Raw genomic sequence first — 16,288 nt, 5'->3', positions numbered from 1 at the left:
ATATTATCCCTTATTAAAATAATTTTTGAAAAAAATCAATTGATACTGAATGGCATTATTCCAATACGGCCAGTTGTGTTCGCCTGGTCGTTCTGCATAATCATGATCAATTTTCAATTGTAAAAGTCTTTCGTGCAATTTCCTATTTACACCAATAAAAAAATCATCCACGCCACATTCAAAACTAATTGCGAGCGCTTTATTTTTCAAAGATTGAACAAGATAATAAACGGTATTTTCTTCCCACAATTGTTTATTTTCTTCATATTTCCCCAATCTTTTGGCGATATCCCAATTATTAGGAAATGGTGTATAATCTACACCACCGCTCATGCTTGCCGCAGCACCGTAAACATCTTGATGTTTTATGGCTAAAAATAAAGCTCCATGCCCACCCATGCTTAAGCCCGCTATCGCACGCCCTTTTCGATCTGCGATGGTTTTATATTTTTCGTCTATATATTTTATTAATTCTTTTGATACAAAAGTTTCGTATTTGAAAGTGGAATCTTTGGGACTATCAAAATACCAACTTCCAAACCCTCCATCTGGACATACCGCGATAATCTGTTGCTGATCCACGCCTTTGATAAGGTTTTGCGAATTGGCCCAATTGGCATAATTGCCACTATAACCATGTAAAAGGTATACAACAGGATACTTTTTCGTCTCTTGAGCTGAGGCGCCGTAACTATCAGGTACAGCAACCACACATTTGATATTTTTGTGCATGGCATTACTGAACACTTGAATCGTGTCCACTTTGGCAGCTTGACTAAAATATCCCAAAGAAATGCTTAAGACAAATGCAACAATTCGTTTCATGGCATAAATATAGGTATATACATAAAAAAAGAAGATAGAATATAGCACAAAATTTTACTACATCCTATCTACTATAAAGAAACTAATTTATCAATAAATACTAAGCTTCTTTTTTTTCTGCTGCTTTAGCCTTTACAGGTCTTGCAGGGCGAATTTTTCCGAAAGAACCCATGAAGATTTTACCCTTCTTAGATTTTTTATCTCCTCTTCCCATTTTTAATTTTTTTTACAAGAAAAATATGTATCTGTGCAAAAATGCAACTTTTATTCCATTATAAAAACAAAATTGCTAAAGTTCCCCAATTTAAAAGCCAATTATGTGGAAAAATCAACCTTATAACTTTTCTGCCAATTGCTTTCCTGCTTTGAAATGCGCTACTTTTTTTGCTTTAATTTTTATTGCCTCTCCCGTTTTGGGATTGCGTCCTTTTCTGGCTTTTCTTTTGGATACGGAAAATGTCCCAAAACCAACTAAAGTAACTTTTCCGCCTTTCTTTAATGCTAGTTCAATTGCTCCAGTCAAAGAATCAATTGCTCCATTTGCTTGCGCTTTTGTAATGCCAGTCTCTTCCGAAATCACAGCAATTAACTCTGCCTTATTCATACTCGCTTTATTTAAATATCGAAACAAATTTATCTAAAAATCTATTTTTCAAATAAATAAAATTTAAACTTTAAATGAGTACATTTTCCATGGTCGTTTCAAAACCCAAAACCAAATCACCCCAAAGCGCAGAGGCGATTCCGTTCAGATTATTTCTTTCTAATTCGATATATCTATTGTAATCTGATTTGGCATAGAACCCTAATTGCAAAGCATAAGTTGGTCCATCAGTTTCGTCCAAACCAACTAATTTCAACAACCGAACTTCTGTCACGCCTTCAATTTTTTTCAAAATTGGAATACGTTTTTCCAAAATCCAATCTTTCCATGAATCGTGTATTTGCCAATCAATTTTCAAGGTTTCATTGTGTATAAATAAAACTGCATTTTCCATAAATTCTAAAATTTTAAATCCACGGAGATAGGACAATGATCACTATGTTTTACATCAGGATAAATCTCCGCTCCTACAATATTTTTTTCCAAATCTTTTGTCACTGTAATATAATCGATCCGCCAACCCTTATTATTTAACCGAACGGATGGAAACCTTTGACTCCACCAACTATAAGCGCCTAAACGATCAGGATGTACGAATCGGAAACTATCGATCCAACCCGCAGCCAAGTATTTATCCATCCAAGCACGTTCTTCTGGTAGGAAACCACTCGATTTTTTATTACCTTTCGGATCGTGAATATCGATCTCCGTATGTGCAATATTATAGTCTCCTGTTACAATAATATTAGCTTGGGATTTTTTCAGATCATTTACATAAGTGTAAAATTCATCTAACCATTGATATTTATAATCTTGGCGTACATCACCACTTGTACCAGAAGGAAAATAGGCATTAATCAAAGTAAAATGTTCAAAATCTAAACGAATCACACGCCCTTCTGCATCACTTTGCAAAACGCCATTTCCTTTTTGGACAAATTTTGGTGCAGTTTTCGTAATTACGCCAACACCACTATAGCCTTTCTTCTCGGCAGAATACCAATAAGTATGATATCCCAAAGCCTCTAATTCTTTCTGCGGAATGTCCACTTCATGCGCCTTTGTCTCCTGTACACAAATTATGTCTGCAGGATCAGTTTGCAACCATTCGATAAAGCCTTTTTTGACCGCGGCTCGTATTCCATTGAGATTATAAGAGATAATACGCATATTCCAATTCTTTAAATAAAATCCAAAATAAACATAAGTTTCTGAGAGATGAGAGATTTTTCGTTTTTTTGCCGTTCATCGAAGTTTAAAATATGGAAAATGTAGCGAAAAAATTGCCAGGAAAAAAGAAAATCTACCTCAATGGAAATCAGAATAGACGCGAAGAATTAAAATTTGCATGGAAAGTTTTTAAAGAATTTATCAAGGGTTTTAGAAAATTATATTTTATCGGTCCAGGCATTACGGTTTTCGGATCTGCTAGATTCGATACGGAAAATAAATATTATAAAGTTGCCGTTCAATTTGGAAAAGAAATTGCAAAAATCGGCTTTACGACTATTACTGGCGGCGGTCCGGGTATCATGGAAGCCGCAAACAAAGGTGCATTTGAAGCTGTCGGTAAATCCGTTGGGATAAATATTGAACTACCACATGAACAACATCTCAATCCTTATGTGAATACATCCGTAACCTTTACCCACTTTTTTACCCGAAAAGTATTGTTGGTAAAATATTCCTATGCATTTATCATCATGCCCGGCAGATTTGGAACGATGGACGAATTTTTTGAAACCTTGACTCTTATCCAAACAAGAACGATTGAGCAATTTCCGATTGTATTATTTGGAACAGAATATTATCAAGATTTGTTATTTACCATTCATAATATGGCAGATAAAGGAACCATTACCAAAGATGATTTGAAATTGGTTCTGCTTACTGACAGCGTTGATGAAGCGATGCAACATATTCAAAAATATGTAGATGATAATTATAAATTAGTCCAAAAAAGAAAACCTTCTCGTTGGTTATTGGAAAAATAAAAAAGCGCCAATCGGCGCTTTTTTATTTTAAATATTTGAATTCGGAATATTATTTTACTTCTACTAATACTTCGGCTTTATTTAATTGAACGGGCATATCTCTTTGGATAATACCACCACCAATAACATCATCACCTTCGTAGAAAACAGCACTTTGACCAGGAGCAATTCCTTTTACATTTTCATAAAAACGAACTTTCACTTTACCATCGTCTGTTGGGAAAATTTTACATAAAGCACCTTTGTCACGATAACGAATTTTTGCAATTACATCTCGTCCTTCCGCTTCAACTCCAGCATATTTGATCCAATTCATTTTAGCTACTGTCATTTCGAACGCTTCTAAATCTTTTTCTTCGCCCAAAGTCACCGTATTGGTGTCCGGATCAATAGCAGTTACATAAGCAGGCTTACCTAAGGCGATTTCCAAACCTTTACGTTGACCAATAGTATAAAAAGGATAACCTTTATGTTTGCCTAATTTTTTACCTTCTTGATCTATAAACCAACCACCTTCAACTTTTTCTTCCAAACCATCTACGTGTCTTTTCAAAAAACCACGATAGTCATTGTCTGGTACAAAACAGATTTCATAACTTTCACTTTTCTTAGCCAATTCTGGATATCCAAAATCTAAAGCCATTTTGCGAATTTCTGTTTTACGATAATCTCCTAAGGGCAATAATGTACGACTCAATAATTCTTGACTTAAGCCCCAAAGCACATAACTTTGGTCTTTTGTTTCATCAACGCCTTTCGTTAAATAATAACGCCCCTCTTCCGTTTTGCCTATTTTTCCATAATGCCCTGTCGCTATATAATCACAACCCAATGCATTAGCACGTTTCAAAAGTGCAGACCATTTAATATGTGTATTACACATTACACATGGATTGGGCGTACGACCCGCCAAATATTCTTCAACGAAGTTTTCAATTACAAATCCGCCAAACTCTTCTCTGATATCCAAAATATAATGCGGAAATCCATGCTGCACAGCCGCCATTCTCGCATCATTAAAGCTATCTACATTGCAACAGCCCGTTTCCTTATGACCACCACCACTCGAGGCATAGTCCCAAGTTTTCATAGTGATACCTATAACTTCATATCCTTGTTCATTGAGCATAAGAGCGGTTACTGTACTATCTATACCTCCGCTCATCGCCACCAACACCTTTCCTTTGCTACTCATTATTCGCCTATTTGATTTTTGGGCAAAGATACATACATTTTAAAGCAATAGAAAAAAGAGGTATTTCACCAAAACATTTTTCACATATGATTGTATTTCAATTGATAATGAATATTCTTTTTATTATTTTTTTCAAAAAATTAGTGTTTGGCACAATTTTTTCCGTTAACATATCATTCTCTAATCTTTAAAATAATCTTATAATTCTATGAAAAAAGTACTTTTCGCCATTGGATTGGCAACTTTCGGTTGTATTGGAGCTGCAGATGCTCAACTTCAAAAGGGTAATACAACTTGGGGTGGAAGCATAACAGATATGAACTTTGGTTTAAAAAGTGGACAAGGTTGGAATATCGGAATTACCCCAAGAGTTGGTTATTTCATTAAAGATAATGTTTTAGTTGGTGGTTACGGAGACTTAAACCTTAGTAAAGCGGGCTCAGGCAATCCTACAAAATCAGAATATGGAATCGGAGCATTTAGTCGTTATTATGCAAAACCTGGTGATGTAAATAATTTATTAAACCATGGAAGATTCTTTGCTGAAGCAAATGCGGGTTTTGGTGGTTCTAGCCAAAAGGGGCAACCAACAACGAATGGTTTTGCCTTTGGATTTGGACCTGGATATTCTTATTTTTTGACACCAAGTATTGGTTTAGAAGGCTTAGTTAAATACAATGGAATCGTTGGTGGAGGTAATACTACTTATCAACATAATATTACATTCGGAATTGGTTTCCAAGTATATTTACCATCTTCAAAAATCAAAGCAATGGCTAAAGATCCAAAATCTCTTTAATCATTTAATGTTAAATTTATTTGAAAGGCTTGCTGAATAGCAAGCCTTTTTATTTTGTATTTTTGGCTTATATTGGTTAATTTTAATACTTGAAATATCAAAATAAACTATCTATGATTAAGTTAACAGCCATTGGAAATCTGGGACGAGATTGTCAAACAAATGAAGTCAACGGAAGACACGTTATCAACTTTAGTATAGCTCATACCGAAAGATATAAGGATCAAGAAAGAACGATTTGGGTTGAATGTGCTTATTGGACCGAGAAATTAGGCATTGCTCCTTATTTAAAAAAAGGAACTACCGTCTATGTGGAAGGTACGCCTGATGTGCGTTCTTTTCAAACAAATGACGGCAGACAAGGTGCATCTCTAACACTTCGTGTACAATCAGTACAACTTGTTGGCAATAGAAATACAGGTGATGGTTTTAATGAATCTTCCTCTTATTCAAATACCAACTCCGAGTCTAAAACAAACATTCCGGCAGCACCATCGATGAGCGAATCTCCGGAAGATGATCTACCATTTTAAAAATTAAAAAATAATTCAAAAGCTGTTTCAATATACATTTGAAACAGCTTTTTTGTTGGTTATTAGCAACAAACTTTTACTTTTGAACCTATTGAAAAATAATGAAGAAGAAAGCAATTGATTTCATATTTCTAGGTAACTATTATATTGGTTTACTTGCAATTGCACTTTCAATGGAAACTGCTTTTCAATTAAAAGTTCCCTTATGTGACGGCTTATATTATCTGATTGTAGCCTTAGCTACAATTATTTATTATACATATGCGTATTCCGATTTGCCATTTGCATTTACGTCCTACAATTATCGAACTGCTTGGTATAATCGAAATAAAAAAATGATGCGCCGTAGTCAGATTATTTTGACTTCAATATTTCTATTAGCAAGTATTTGGTATTTTTTCAAATACATTTCTCACATTCATTATTTGGTATTTGAAGATTATTTTGTAGGATTTTCAATGCTATTTGCAGGTATTTTATACTATGGAATTTTACCAAAATCTTTTTTAAATTTACGTAAAACAGGTTGGCTTAAAGCTTTCACTATAGGCTTTGTATGGGCGTGTTGTGTAAGTATTCTTCCACTTTTAGCTATAAAATTGGAATATAATTATCCACAACCCTCAACGGATCTCATATTTTGGTACTTTCTAAAAAACTGGATGTTTTGTTCGGTCAATGCAATTATGTTTGACATTAAAGACTATGAAGATGATTCTAATAAACAATTAAAAACTTTTGTCGTCCGTGTCGGGTTAAAACGTACTATTAATTATATTTTAATTCCATTACTAAGCTTAGGTCTAGTGTGTTTTTCCATATTTGCTTGGAATATATCGATGCATTGGCAGACTTATCTGCTCAACCTGCTACCTTTTTTGCTTTGCTTTTTGATTACGCTTTCTATGAAAAAGAAGAAAAGCTTATTGTATTATTTGATTGTTATTGATGGCGTCTTATTTATTAAGGCATTTTGTGGCATTGCAGGTAGTTTAATACACTAAAAAACATTGAATATGTCCAGAAATAACTATGATTTACTTGCTCCATATTACGACTTTATTTGCACATTGGTTTATGGCAAAAACATACTTCGAATACAAGAAGAATTATTGCAATATATACCACCAAATATGAGTCTACTCCTAGTCGGTGGTGGTAATGGAAAAATATTAAAAAGTATAGAAAAATTATCCATTTCCAACCTTAAAATCACGTATATCGAAGCTTCCAAAAAAATGGTCGAACTTTCTCGAAAAAATGGAGCTGGTTTAGAAAACGTAGAATATCTCGCGCAATATTTGGAAGACGCACACCTTACAGAGCAATTTGACTATATATTTACACCTTTCTTTTTTGATAATTTTCAATTAGAAAAAATTGAATTTTTGTTTTCCAATCTTGATAAGCATTTGAAAAAAGAAGGCATTTGGTTATATGCAGATTTCAATGTAACAGCAACAAAGAAAAATTATTGGAATGCTTTTTTACTCAAAACAATGTATTTATTTTTCAAAATTGTTAGCAAAATAGAGACGCAAGAGCTCATTTATTTACGTCCAATCTTCGAAAAAAATAATTACCAATTACAAAAAGAAGTATTTAAATACGGGCAATTCATCTACGGGCAAGTGTACAAAAAATTGTAAGACGCAGATATTTCAATACTTTTGCGCTATAAAAGGAAACGTAGCGTGGACAATTTGGATATAGATTTTTTATTTTCGGGACAAAAAATTTCAGATGAAATAATATGCAACATTTTTAGATTTCAATATTCCAATAATGAAGTCTACCAACAATGGTGTAATCTTTTGAAAAGAACCCCAGAAACCATAAAATCAGTTGACGAAATTCCTTATTTACCTATATCTTTTTTCAAAAGTCATACGATTAAATCAGGAATTTTCGAACCTGAATTAACTTTCGAAAGTAGTGGAACAACGCAAACTACAAATAGTCATCACTATATTAAGTATGCATCTATTTATGAAAAAAGTTTCTTTTCTGCTTTTGAATTATTTTATGGTTCCCCCAAAGATTGGTGCATACTTGGCTTATTGCCTGCATATTTAGAAAGAAGTAATAGTTCGCTTGTCAAAATGGCGAATGACCTAATTGTCGCATCCAAACATCCAGATAGTGGATTTTATTTGTACGATTTTGAAAAATTGTCGGAAACTATAAAAAAACTTGAAGCGACAGGACAAAAAACCATTCTATTAGGTGTCACTTTTGCATTATTGGATTTTGCAGAATCGTTTCCGATGCCTTTAAAGAACACGATTATCATGGAAACAGGTGGAATGAAAGGTCGTAAGAAAGAAATCACGCGTCAAGAAGTGCACGGATATTTAAAACAACAATTTCAAGTGGAAAATATTCATTCGGAATATGGCATGACTGAACTATTAAGTCAAGCTTATTCCCATGGAAATGGAATATATGTATGTCCACCTTGGATGAAAGTGAGTTTGCGTGACGAGTCCGATCCACTAACTATAAAACATCAAGGGCAAGGAATTTTAAATATTATGGATTTGGCCAATATTTACAGCGTTTCATTTATAGCGACAGACGATGTAGGAAGAATTTACACTGATGGTTCTTTTGATATACAAGGTCGTCTTGATAGAAGTGATTTAAGAGGTTGTAGTTTACTTACTATAAGTGAGTAAACTACAACGATCCTTATTTATTTACTTATTTTTTTAGTCTCAATCATCCCTAAGTGGATTGGCAATTTACCTTTTGTATTAAAAGTTTTCAATGCTTTAAATTGAACCTTAGATTGAAGAGAGGAACTATTAGAAGAAACGCCTCCTTCTTTTAAGGAAGATATAGCATTTGTAAATGTCAAGACATTAGAATTACTTTTAGAGGATTTAGAACCAATAATTGTAGAGGTTGTCAAGAACGAGCCGTTGGTAATATAATTAATGGCTTGTGCAACTGCATCTTCTTTTGTATTGGTAAAATCATGTGAAAAATCGTCCCAATCAGTTACATCGCAGACCATACCATCGTAGGGTACTGCTGTATTGGAAGAATTTCTGGATTCAAACTCTGAAAGATATACATCATAGTCTCCAATTGGAATACCAAAAAAGCCAACAGGTTTACCATATGTTTTCGTGGTTGCTGGTAAATTTGAAGACGCAGTCAAAGTTGTTCCTATTAACTTAACTGTCATATGAGGTTTCAAATTATTCATTAGTAATTCACTTGCAGAAGCAGTACCATCACTTACAATAAAACAAACATTATTTAAAGACAAATTTCCTCCTGTGAACTTGTAAGTATAATCTGAAGCTTTCCAAGAATAGTCATAATATGTTTTAGAGGTATTATCTTCATCAACAATATTTTTTAACATAGTAGCATTACCAGCCTGCATTAAAGCATTGTAATTTTCCGTAAACATGGTTTGACCACTTAGAGAACTTGGAGCTATTAAATTAGCAATTTGTTGGCTAGTTGCAACATATCCACCGCCATTATATCTCAAATCAACTACCAAATCAGTAACTCCTTCAGAGCTAAATTTAGCAAACAAAGTATTCAAATTAGATTCAACATTATCAGGATCCGCAAAATTTAAAAATGCAAAATATCCAATTTTCTTACTCCCAACATTCCAAACAGTATCGGCAAAAATAGGATTAGAACTATATCTTGTTTGTGTTAATGTTATATCATGCGTTTTGCCAAGGGAATCATAGTAACTCATAGTAATAGAACTGTTATTTAAAGCGGATGACAAGGTGCTCAAATCGGAACTATTATCATAATCAAATCCTTTTCCATTGACTTTATAAACATAACAATTACCTCTTCTCAATCCTGCGTTATAAGCAGGACCATTTTCATAAAACATTCTAAAGCAAAAAATAGAATCCGTAATAAACACGGGACCATAAAAGCCTAAATCATTGCCCCACCCCGCCAAAGTCACATAGCTTTTTACACTAGTTCCAGCATTTTGATCAGCATCTTTACCCTCTATAAAAGAATATTTCGTTTCTGAAGTATCCCCATCATTATCATAATATTCATAAGACTTTCCTGTAGAAGAATTTATGGCATATCGTGTCAAAGCAAAAATCTCAGACGTTGCCTTTGTAGAATCCGTTCCACTGCCATTTGCATATTGTAATGGTTTAAATGAAGAAGAATCTGGTAATTGATCATACCATAGATATAATTGCTTAGCATATAAAAATAAAGAATCTATTAACTGAGTGGAGCTAGTTGTAGTTCCAGTTGTAGTTCCAGTTGTAGTTCCAGAAGACAAATCTTTCTTACTACATGAAACAAGTCCTCCAATTAGAACACATAATCCCAACAAGTAGCCTAAAAATTTTCTTTGCATCATAAATTTTTATTTAATTAAATGTAATTTTTTGTTAGCATAATCTTAAAATAAATAGATAAATGTCAATAAAATAAAGACAAAGTATCAACTATAAACAATATTAGACCAATTTTTTACCAAATTGTTAAATCAAATTAAAAGATATTTCAATATTTCACGGAAATTTATCCTCCATAAAACTATTTAACGATAGTTTTGTCTTAAATTTGTCAAACTTTAGCTCACATAAAAATTTTAATTCATGGCTTTTGATATTGAGATGATTAAAAAGGTATATGAAAATATACCAGCAAAAGTAGATGCAGCCAGAGAAAAAGTAGGTCGTCCATTGACCTTATCTGAAAAAATTCTATTCGCTCACCTACACGAAGACCAACCTTTAGAAAACTTTGGTCGTGCAAAAGATTATGTAAACTTTTCTCCAGACCGCGTAGCTATGCAAGATGCAACTGCCCAAATGGCGTTGTTGCAATTTATGCAAGCCGGACGTCCTAAGGTTGCAGTTCCTTCAACGGTGCATTGTGATCACTTGATTCAAGCTAGAGATGGTGCAGAAGAAGATTTGCCACGTGCAAAATCCGAAAGTAAAGAAGTATTTGACTTCTTAGCCTCAGTTTCTAACAAATATGGTATCGGATTCTGGAAACCCGGCGCAGGTATTATCCACCAAGTAGTTTTGGAAAATTATGCATTTCCAGGCGGTATGATGATTGGAACCGATTCACACACAGTTAATGCTGGTGGTTTGGGTATGGTTGCTATCGGAGTTGGTGGTGCTGACGCTTGTGATGTTATGGCAGGTTTACCTTGGGAATTGAAATGGCCAAAATTGATTGGTGTTCATTTAAAAGGTAAATTAAATGGATGGACAGCGCCAAAAGATATTATCCTAAAAGTATCAGGTATCTTAACTGTTAAAGGAGGTACAGGTGCCATTGTAGAATATTTTGGTGAGGGTGCGGAATCATTGTCTTGTACTGGTAAAGGTACTATTTGTAATATGGGTGCGGAAATTGGTGCAACCAATTCTAATTTCCCATATGATGAAGCAATGGAACGTTACTTGAGAGCTACAGACAGAAATGATGTTGCTGACGCTGCCAATAATGTAAAAAACTATTTGAAAGCAGATCCTGAAGTATATGCTGATCCTGAAAAATATTTTGATCAAATCGTTGAAATAGATTTAGACAAATTAGAACCTTATTTGAACGGACCTTTCACTCCAGATTTGGCAACACCAATTTCTGAAATGAAAACCACAGCTGAAAAAAATGGTTGGCCTTTGAAAGTTGAATGGGGCTTGATTGGTTCTTGTACCAATTCATCTTACGAAGACTTAAGCCGTGCTGCATCTATTGCTGAACAAGCGGTTACGAAAGGTTTAAAAACAAATGCTGATTTTGGTATCAATCCAGGATCTGAACAAGTTCGTTTCACTGCAGACAGAGATGGTTTATTGCACATTTTCGAAGAATTAGATGCAAAAATCTTCACCAATGCATGTGGACCTTGTATCGGTATGTGGGCTCGTGTAGGTGCAGAAAAACAAGAAAAAAATACGATCGTTCACTCTTTCAATAGAAACTTTGCAAAACGTGCAGATGGTAATCCAAATACCTACGCTTTCGTTGCGTCTCCAGAAATCGTAGCTGCTCTTGCAATTGCTGGTGATTTGGGATTCAATCCTTTGACAGATACTTTAACCAATAATAAAGGCGAACAAGTGAAATTCGACGCCCCTAAAGGTGACGAATTACCTACAAAAGGGTTTGCGGTAGATGATCCTGGTTATCAAGCTCCTGCAGCGGATGGTAGCGGAGTATCTGTGGTTGTTGCTCCAGATTCTAATCGTTTGCAATTATTAGAACCATTTGCGCCTTGGGAAGGTACAGACTTAAAAGGTTTGAAACTTTTGATCAAAGCAAAAGGTAAATGTACTACTGACCATATTTCCATGGCTGGTCCTTGGTTGAAATTCCGTGGACATTTGGATAATATTTCCAATAATATGTTGATAGGTGCAGTAAATGCATTCAATGGTCAAACTGATTCAGTTAAAAATGAATTAACGGGTGAATATGATCACGTTCCTGCAACGCAAAGAGCTTATAAAGCTGCTGGCATTGGATCCATCGTTGTCGGTGATGAAAATTATGGTGAAGGTTCTTCTCGTGAACACGCAGCTATGGAACCTCGTCATTTAGGCGTACGTGCTGTTTTGGTTAAATCATTTGCTCGTATCCATGAAACAAACTTGAAAAAACAAGGTATGTTGGGATTGACATTTGCAGACAAAGCAGATTATGACAAAATCCAAGAAGATGATATTGTTGATATCTTGGGATTGACAGAATTTGCACCAAACAAACCTTTAACTATTGTATTGCATCACAAAGATGGTTCTACAGATACATTCTCTGTTAATCATACGTATAATGCACAACAAATCGAATGGTTTAAAGCGGGTGGCGCATTAAACATTATCAGAAAAATGCACGCAAATTAATTTTGCTGTAATACGTTAAAACGCCAGATTAAGATCGCTTAATCTGGCGTTTTATTTTTTATCGAAGATTCATTCAAAAATTTATCTTTGCCCGGTTTCAAACTTATATAATTGATATGGCGGCGAATATTTTAATAGTAGATGACGAGCGTGCAATACGCAAAACACTAAGTGAAATTTTATCTTATGAAGGATATAAAATCACTGAGGCTGAAAATGGAGAAGAAGGTTGGGAAATATTTAAATCTAGTAAAATTATTGATCTCGTTCTATGTGATATCAAAATGCCCAAAATGGATGGATTGGAATTTCTACAAAAAGCAACGGAATTGAATCCTGACATTCCTATAATCATGATTAGTGGCCATGGCAACATAGAAACTGCTGTTGATGCAGTAAAAAAGGGCGCTTACGATTATATATCCAAACCGCCAGATCTTAATAGAATGTTGATTACCATTCGTAATGCCATGGAAAAAAATTCCCTAAAGGCAGAAACGAAAACGCTTAAGAAAAAAATAGCTAAATCCTTTGAAATCGTAGGTGATTCTGAAGGTATTCAAGCCATAAAAGATACGATTGCCAAAGTTGCCCCCACCGACGCACGCGTTTTAATTACCGGCGAAAATGGTTCGGGTAAAGAATTGGTTGCGCGTAATTTATATGCGTTAAGCAATCGCACATCGGCACCTTTAATCGAGGTGAATTGTGCGGCAATTCCTTCCGAATTGATTGAAAGTGAACTTTTTGGACATGAGAAAGGATCCTTCACTTCCGCAGTAAAACAACGTATTGGAAAATTTGAACAAGCCAATGGAGGCACTTTGTTTTTGGATGAAATTGGCGATATGAGTTTAACTGCTCAAGCAAAAGTTTTGCGTGCGCTTCAAGAAGGAAAAATCACACGTGTTGGTGGAGAAAAAGAAATTTCCGTGGATGTAAGAGTCATCGCTGCAACCAATAAAGATCTTTTGAAAGAAGTTGAAGAGAAAAATTTCCGTTTGGATTTATATCATCGCCTAAGTGTGATTTTGATTAAGGTTCCAACTTTGAATGATAGAAAATCTGATATTCCAGTTCTGGCGGATAGATTTTTGCAAACAATTGCAGATGAATACAAGCAAAAACCGAAAAAAATCGAACCTAAAGCGATGGAAGCATTGCAGACACATAATTGGACAGGAAATATTCGCGAATTAAGAAATGTCATCGAAAGATTAATTATTCTTTCCGGTAGCGCTATCACTTATAACGACGTAAAATCTTACGTAATTCCATAAATATCAGGCATTTGCATAAAAGTAAAACATTAATTGTAATTGCAGGACCGACAGCTTCTGGTAAGACTGCTTTGGCGGTACAGCTTGCGCAACATTGGCAAACGGAAATATTATCTGCGGACTCAAGACAATGTTATAAGGAATTGGGGATTGCTGTTGCCAAACCATCTTTGGAGGAAATGGCGGGCATTCCACATTATTTTATTGATTCGCATTTTATCCGAGAAGATGTAAATGCAGGTACATTTGAGAATTATGGTTTGAATACACTGAACAACATTTTTTCCAAAAATGATATAGCTATCATGGTTGGCGGTACGGGATTGTATATCAAGTCTTTATGCGAAGGAATTGATGAAATGCCGAATATTCCAATAGAAGTTCGCGAGGAAATTACGCAACAATTTCAAGTAAATGGCTTGTCTTGGTTACAAACTGAAGTTGCAGAAAAAGATCCCCTTTTTTGGGATAATTCTAAGGAAAAAGATAATCCGCAAAGATTGATGCGCGCTTTGGAATTTGTCAATTTCACGGGGGAATCCATCCAAAATTTTAAAACAGATTCCAAAATCGAACGACCATTCAACATTGTCAGATTTGCTATTGACTGGGATCGTCCGTCTTTATATGATCGTATTAATTTTCGGGTAGATCAAATGTTAGAAAAAGGTTTGGTCGAAGAAGCTAAAAATCTTTTTCCCTACAGACATCTAAATGCCTTAAATACAGTTGGTTATAAAGAATTATTTGATCATTTTGATGGAAATATAAGTTTGGATCAAGCTATCGAGCAAATAAAAATTAACACAAGACATTATGCCAAAAGGCAAATAACGTGGTTCAAAAAAGATACGTCCATCGAATGGATTTCTGCAACAGATTTGGATACAATTATTGATAAAGTCGAAAATCGATAAGCCGCAATGATGCGTTTTTTCTATATATTATTTACTCAAATTTATCCGGTCATTATCCGAATTGCCAGTTTGTTTTCTCCTAAAGCCAAACTTTGGATAGAAGGTAGAAAAAACCTATTTGAAAAAATACAAAACGCTGTCAACGACAATCAAGCACCGATTATTTGGATGCATTGTGCTTCTTTGGGTGAGTTCGAACAAGGACGTCCTATTATTGAAAAAATCAAAGTCAAATTTCCGAAGTATAAAATTTGCGTCACTTTCTTCTCTCCTTCCGGTTATGAAATTCGCAAAAATTACACGCAAGCAGATTACATTTTTTATTTACCGATGGACGGTGCCAAAAATGCGCATAAGTTTTTGGAAATCCTGCAACCCAAAATGGCATTTTTTGTCAAATATGAATTTTGGCATTTCTATATCCAAGAATTGAAAAATCGCCAGATTCCAACATTCTCCATTTCTACCTTACTACGTGCTGATCAGATTTATTTCAAATCAAATGGTGGGTTTTACAGAAATATTTTAAAAAATATTAGCTTCTTTTTCGTCCAAAATCAATCTACGATTGATCTTTTGCATGGAATTCAAATAAATAATTACATTTTAAGTGGAGATACACGTTACGATCGTGTATCTGAAATTGCAGCAAATTGGACGCCTGTTGCCAAATTTGAAAATCTACCTCAAAATAAAAAGATACTCGTTGCTGGAAGTATTTGGAAAGAAGATGATGATCAATTAGCGGATTTTGTCAATGCTCATTCCGAATATTTTTACATATTAGCTCCACACGAAATTAAAGGAAGTCGCATTGAAGAATGCCAAAGAAATTACCAACATTCCATTTTATATTCAGAAATTAAAAACAGTATTCCTTCGGATAAAAATGTATTAATCATTGACAATATCGGTATATTAAATCGCTTATATCGATATGCAGATATTGCATATATCGGCGGTGCATGGGGACATGACGGCATTCATAATATATTGGAAGCGGCGGTTTATGGCAAACCTGTTTTGTACGGCCCGAATCATCCAAAATCCTTTGAAGCAACTGCATTAGTGGATTTTGGCGGAGGTTTTTCCGCACAAACTAAAGAAGAATTGGAAACTAAATTATCCAGTTTGTTTACAGAAGATAATGAGCGATTGAAATATTCTGAAAAAGCCTCACAATTCGTAGCAACTCAACGAGGAGCGACACTGATTATATGGGAATATATTTCCCCAATTTTGCAACAAATCCAATAA

Annotated in this window: 17 protein-coding genes; 10 read left to right on the top strand and 7 right to left on the bottom strand. The window is 34.6% G+C overall.

Annotated elements, in window-relative coordinates; genetic code table 11:
- Positions 1-3: 3 nt before the first annotated feature.
- From E0W69_RS02240 to E0W69_RS02220, 5 genes are all read right to left on the bottom strand, one after another.
- A complete protein-coding gene (locus E0W69_RS02240) occupies positions 4-825 on the bottom strand; it encodes an alpha/beta hydrolase (protein ID WP_131328409.1) in 822 nt (273 codons plus the stop codon).
- Between the two features lie 100 nt (positions 826-925).
- On the bottom strand, positions 926-1,039 hold the full coding sequence (locus E0W69_RS02235) for a 30S ribosomal protein THX (protein WP_131328408.1): 114 nt from the start codon (positions 1,037-1,039) through the stop codon (positions 926-928).
- A gap of 120 nt (positions 1,040-1,159) precedes the next feature.
- Positions 1,160-1,429: an HU family DNA-binding protein gene (locus E0W69_RS02230; protein ID WP_131328407.1), complete on the bottom strand. Its 270-nt coding sequence runs from the start codon at positions 1,427-1,429 to the stop codon at positions 1,160-1,162.
- A gap of 70 nt (positions 1,430-1,499) precedes the next feature.
- Positions 1,500-1,823, bottom strand: coding sequence for a DUF4286 family protein (locus tag E0W69_RS02225; RefSeq protein ID WP_131328406.1), 324 nt, complete (start codon positions 1,821-1,823; stop codon positions 1,500-1,502).
- A gap of 5 nt (positions 1,824-1,828) precedes the next feature.
- Complete coding sequence (locus tag E0W69_RS02220) at positions 1,829-2,599, bottom strand: exodeoxyribonuclease III (RefSeq protein WP_131328405.1); 771 nt, start codon at positions 2,597-2,599, stop codon at positions 1,829-1,831.
- A gap of 92 nt (positions 2,600-2,691) precedes the next feature.
- Here E0W69_RS02220 and E0W69_RS02215 point away from each other — a divergent pair, with 92 nt between their 5' ends.
- Positions 2,692-3,423 (top strand): LOG family protein, encoded by a 732-nt coding sequence (locus E0W69_RS02215; RefSeq protein ID WP_131328404.1) that lies wholly within the window; start codon positions 2,692-2,694, stop codon positions 3,421-3,423.
- 49 nt (positions 3,424-3,472) lie between these two features.
- Here the strand turns inward: E0W69_RS02215 and mnmA are convergent, their stop codons facing one another.
- The gene (mnmA, locus tag E0W69_RS02210) at positions 3,473-4,618 is read right to left on the bottom strand and encodes a tRNA 2-thiouridine(34) synthase MnmA (RefSeq protein ID WP_131328403.1); all 1,146 of its coding nucleotides are present in this window, start codon (positions 4,616-4,618) and stop codon (positions 3,473-3,475) included.
- Between the two features lie 208 nt (positions 4,619-4,826).
- Between mnmA and E0W69_RS02205 the strand changes: the two genes are divergently transcribed.
- From E0W69_RS02205 to E0W69_RS02185, 5 genes are all read left to right on the top strand, one after another.
- Complete coding sequence (locus tag E0W69_RS02205; RefSeq protein ID WP_131328402.1) at positions 4,827-5,417, top strand: hypothetical protein; 591 nt, start codon at positions 4,827-4,829, stop codon at positions 5,415-5,417.
- 113 nt (positions 5,418-5,530) lie between these two features.
- Positions 5,531-5,950: a single-stranded DNA-binding protein gene (locus tag E0W69_RS02200; protein WP_131328401.1), complete on the top strand. Its 420-nt coding sequence runs from the start codon at positions 5,531-5,533 to the stop codon at positions 5,948-5,950.
- 101 nt (positions 5,951-6,051) lie between these two features.
- On the top strand, positions 6,052-6,954 hold the full coding sequence (locus E0W69_RS02195) for a UbiA prenyltransferase family protein (protein ID WP_131328400.1): 903 nt from the start codon (positions 6,052-6,054) through the stop codon (positions 6,952-6,954).
- Positions 6,955-6,966: 12 nt separating this feature from the next.
- Entirely contained in the window at positions 6,967-7,599 is a 633-nt protein-coding gene (locus E0W69_RS02190; RefSeq protein WP_131328399.1) for a class I SAM-dependent methyltransferase, read from the top strand.
- Positions 7,600-7,644: 45 nt separating this feature from the next.
- Complete coding sequence (locus E0W69_RS02185) at positions 7,645-8,628, top strand: LuxE/PaaK family acyltransferase (RefSeq protein WP_131328398.1); 984 nt, start codon at positions 7,645-7,647, stop codon at positions 8,626-8,628.
- A gap of 17 nt (positions 8,629-8,645) precedes the next feature.
- On the opposite strand, the gene E0W69_RS02180 is transcribed toward E0W69_RS02185, so the two are convergent.
- Complete coding sequence (locus E0W69_RS02180) at positions 8,646-10,325, bottom strand: S41 family peptidase (protein WP_131328397.1); 1,680 nt, start codon at positions 10,323-10,325, stop codon at positions 8,646-8,648.
- 241 nt (positions 10,326-10,566) lie between these two features.
- Between E0W69_RS02180 and E0W69_RS02175 the strand changes: the two genes are divergently transcribed.
- From E0W69_RS02175 to E0W69_RS02160, 4 genes are all read left to right on the top strand, one after another.
- On the top strand, positions 10,567-12,834 hold the full coding sequence (locus tag E0W69_RS02175) for an aconitate hydratase (RefSeq protein ID WP_131328396.1): 2,268 nt from the start codon (positions 10,567-10,569) through the stop codon (positions 12,832-12,834).
- Positions 12,835-12,950: 116 nt separating this feature from the next.
- The gene (locus E0W69_RS02170) at positions 12,951-14,114 is read left to right on the top strand and encodes a sigma-54-dependent transcriptional regulator (RefSeq protein WP_131328395.1); all 1,164 of its coding nucleotides are present in this window, start codon (positions 12,951-12,953) and stop codon (positions 14,112-14,114) included.
- A gap of 11 nt (positions 14,115-14,125) precedes the next feature.
- The gene (miaA, locus tag E0W69_RS02165; RefSeq protein WP_131328394.1) at positions 14,126-15,031 is read left to right on the top strand and encodes a tRNA (adenosine(37)-N6)-dimethylallyltransferase MiaA; all 906 of its coding nucleotides are present in this window, start codon (positions 14,126-14,128) and stop codon (positions 15,029-15,031) included.
- Positions 15,032-15,037: 6 nt separating this feature from the next.
- The gene (locus E0W69_RS02160; RefSeq protein ID WP_131328393.1) at positions 15,038-16,288 is read left to right on the top strand and encodes a 3-deoxy-D-manno-octulosonic acid transferase; all 1,251 of its coding nucleotides are present in this window, start codon (positions 15,038-15,040) and stop codon (positions 16,286-16,288) included.

The sequence above is a fragment of the Rhizosphaericola mali genome (assembly GCF_004337365.2).
Lineage (GTDB): Bacteria > Bacteroidota > Bacteroidia > Chitinophagales > Chitinophagaceae > Rhizosphaericola > Rhizosphaericola mali.
This window is presented reverse-complemented; position numbering and strand designations above follow the sequence as displayed.

Coding starts and splice junctions, on each gene's coding strand:
- E0W69_RS02240 (WP_131328409.1), bottom strand. CDS start 825: ATGAAACGAATTGTTGCATTTGTCTTAAGCATTTCTTTGGGATATTTT.
- E0W69_RS02235 (WP_131328408.1), bottom strand. CDS start 1,039: ATGGGAAGAGGAGATAAAAAATCTAAGAAGGGTAAAATCTTCATGGGT.
- E0W69_RS02230 (WP_131328407.1), bottom strand. CDS start 1,429: ATGAATAAGGCAGAGTTAATTGCTGTGATTTCGGAAGAGACTGGCATT.
- E0W69_RS02225 (WP_131328406.1), bottom strand. CDS start 1,823: ATGGAAAATGCAGTTTTATTTATACACAATGAAACCTTGAAAATTGAT.
- E0W69_RS02220 (WP_131328405.1), bottom strand. CDS start 2,599: ATGCGTATTATCTCTTATAATCTCAATGGAATACGAGCCGCGGTCAAA.
- E0W69_RS02215 (WP_131328404.1), top strand. CDS start 2,692: ATGGAAAATGTAGCGAAAAAATTGCCAGGAAAAAAGAAAATCTACCTC.
- mnmA (WP_131328403.1), bottom strand. CDS start 4,618: ATGAGTAGCAAAGGAAAGGTGTTGGTGGCGATGAGCGGAGGTATAGAT.
- E0W69_RS02205 (WP_131328402.1), top strand. CDS start 4,827: ATGAAAAAAGTACTTTTCGCCATTGGATTGGCAACTTTCGGTTGTATT.
- E0W69_RS02200 (WP_131328401.1), top strand. CDS start 5,531: ATGATTAAGTTAACAGCCATTGGAAATCTGGGACGAGATTGTCAAACA.
- E0W69_RS02195 (WP_131328400.1), top strand. CDS start 6,052: ATGAAGAAGAAAGCAATTGATTTCATATTTCTAGGTAACTATTATATT.
- E0W69_RS02190 (WP_131328399.1), top strand. CDS start 6,967: ATGTCCAGAAATAACTATGATTTACTTGCTCCATATTACGACTTTATT.
- E0W69_RS02180 (WP_131328397.1), bottom strand. CDS start 10,325: ATGATGCAAAGAAAATTTTTAGGCTACTTGTTGGGATTATGTGTTCTA.
- E0W69_RS02175 (WP_131328396.1), top strand. CDS start 10,567: ATGGCTTTTGATATTGAGATGATTAAAAAGGTATATGAAAATATACCA.
- E0W69_RS02170 (WP_131328395.1), top strand. CDS start 12,951: ATGGCGGCGAATATTTTAATAGTAGATGACGAGCGTGCAATACGCAAA.
- E0W69_RS02160 (WP_131328393.1), top strand. CDS start 15,038: ATGATGCGTTTTTTCTATATATTATTTACTCAAATTTATCCGGTCATT.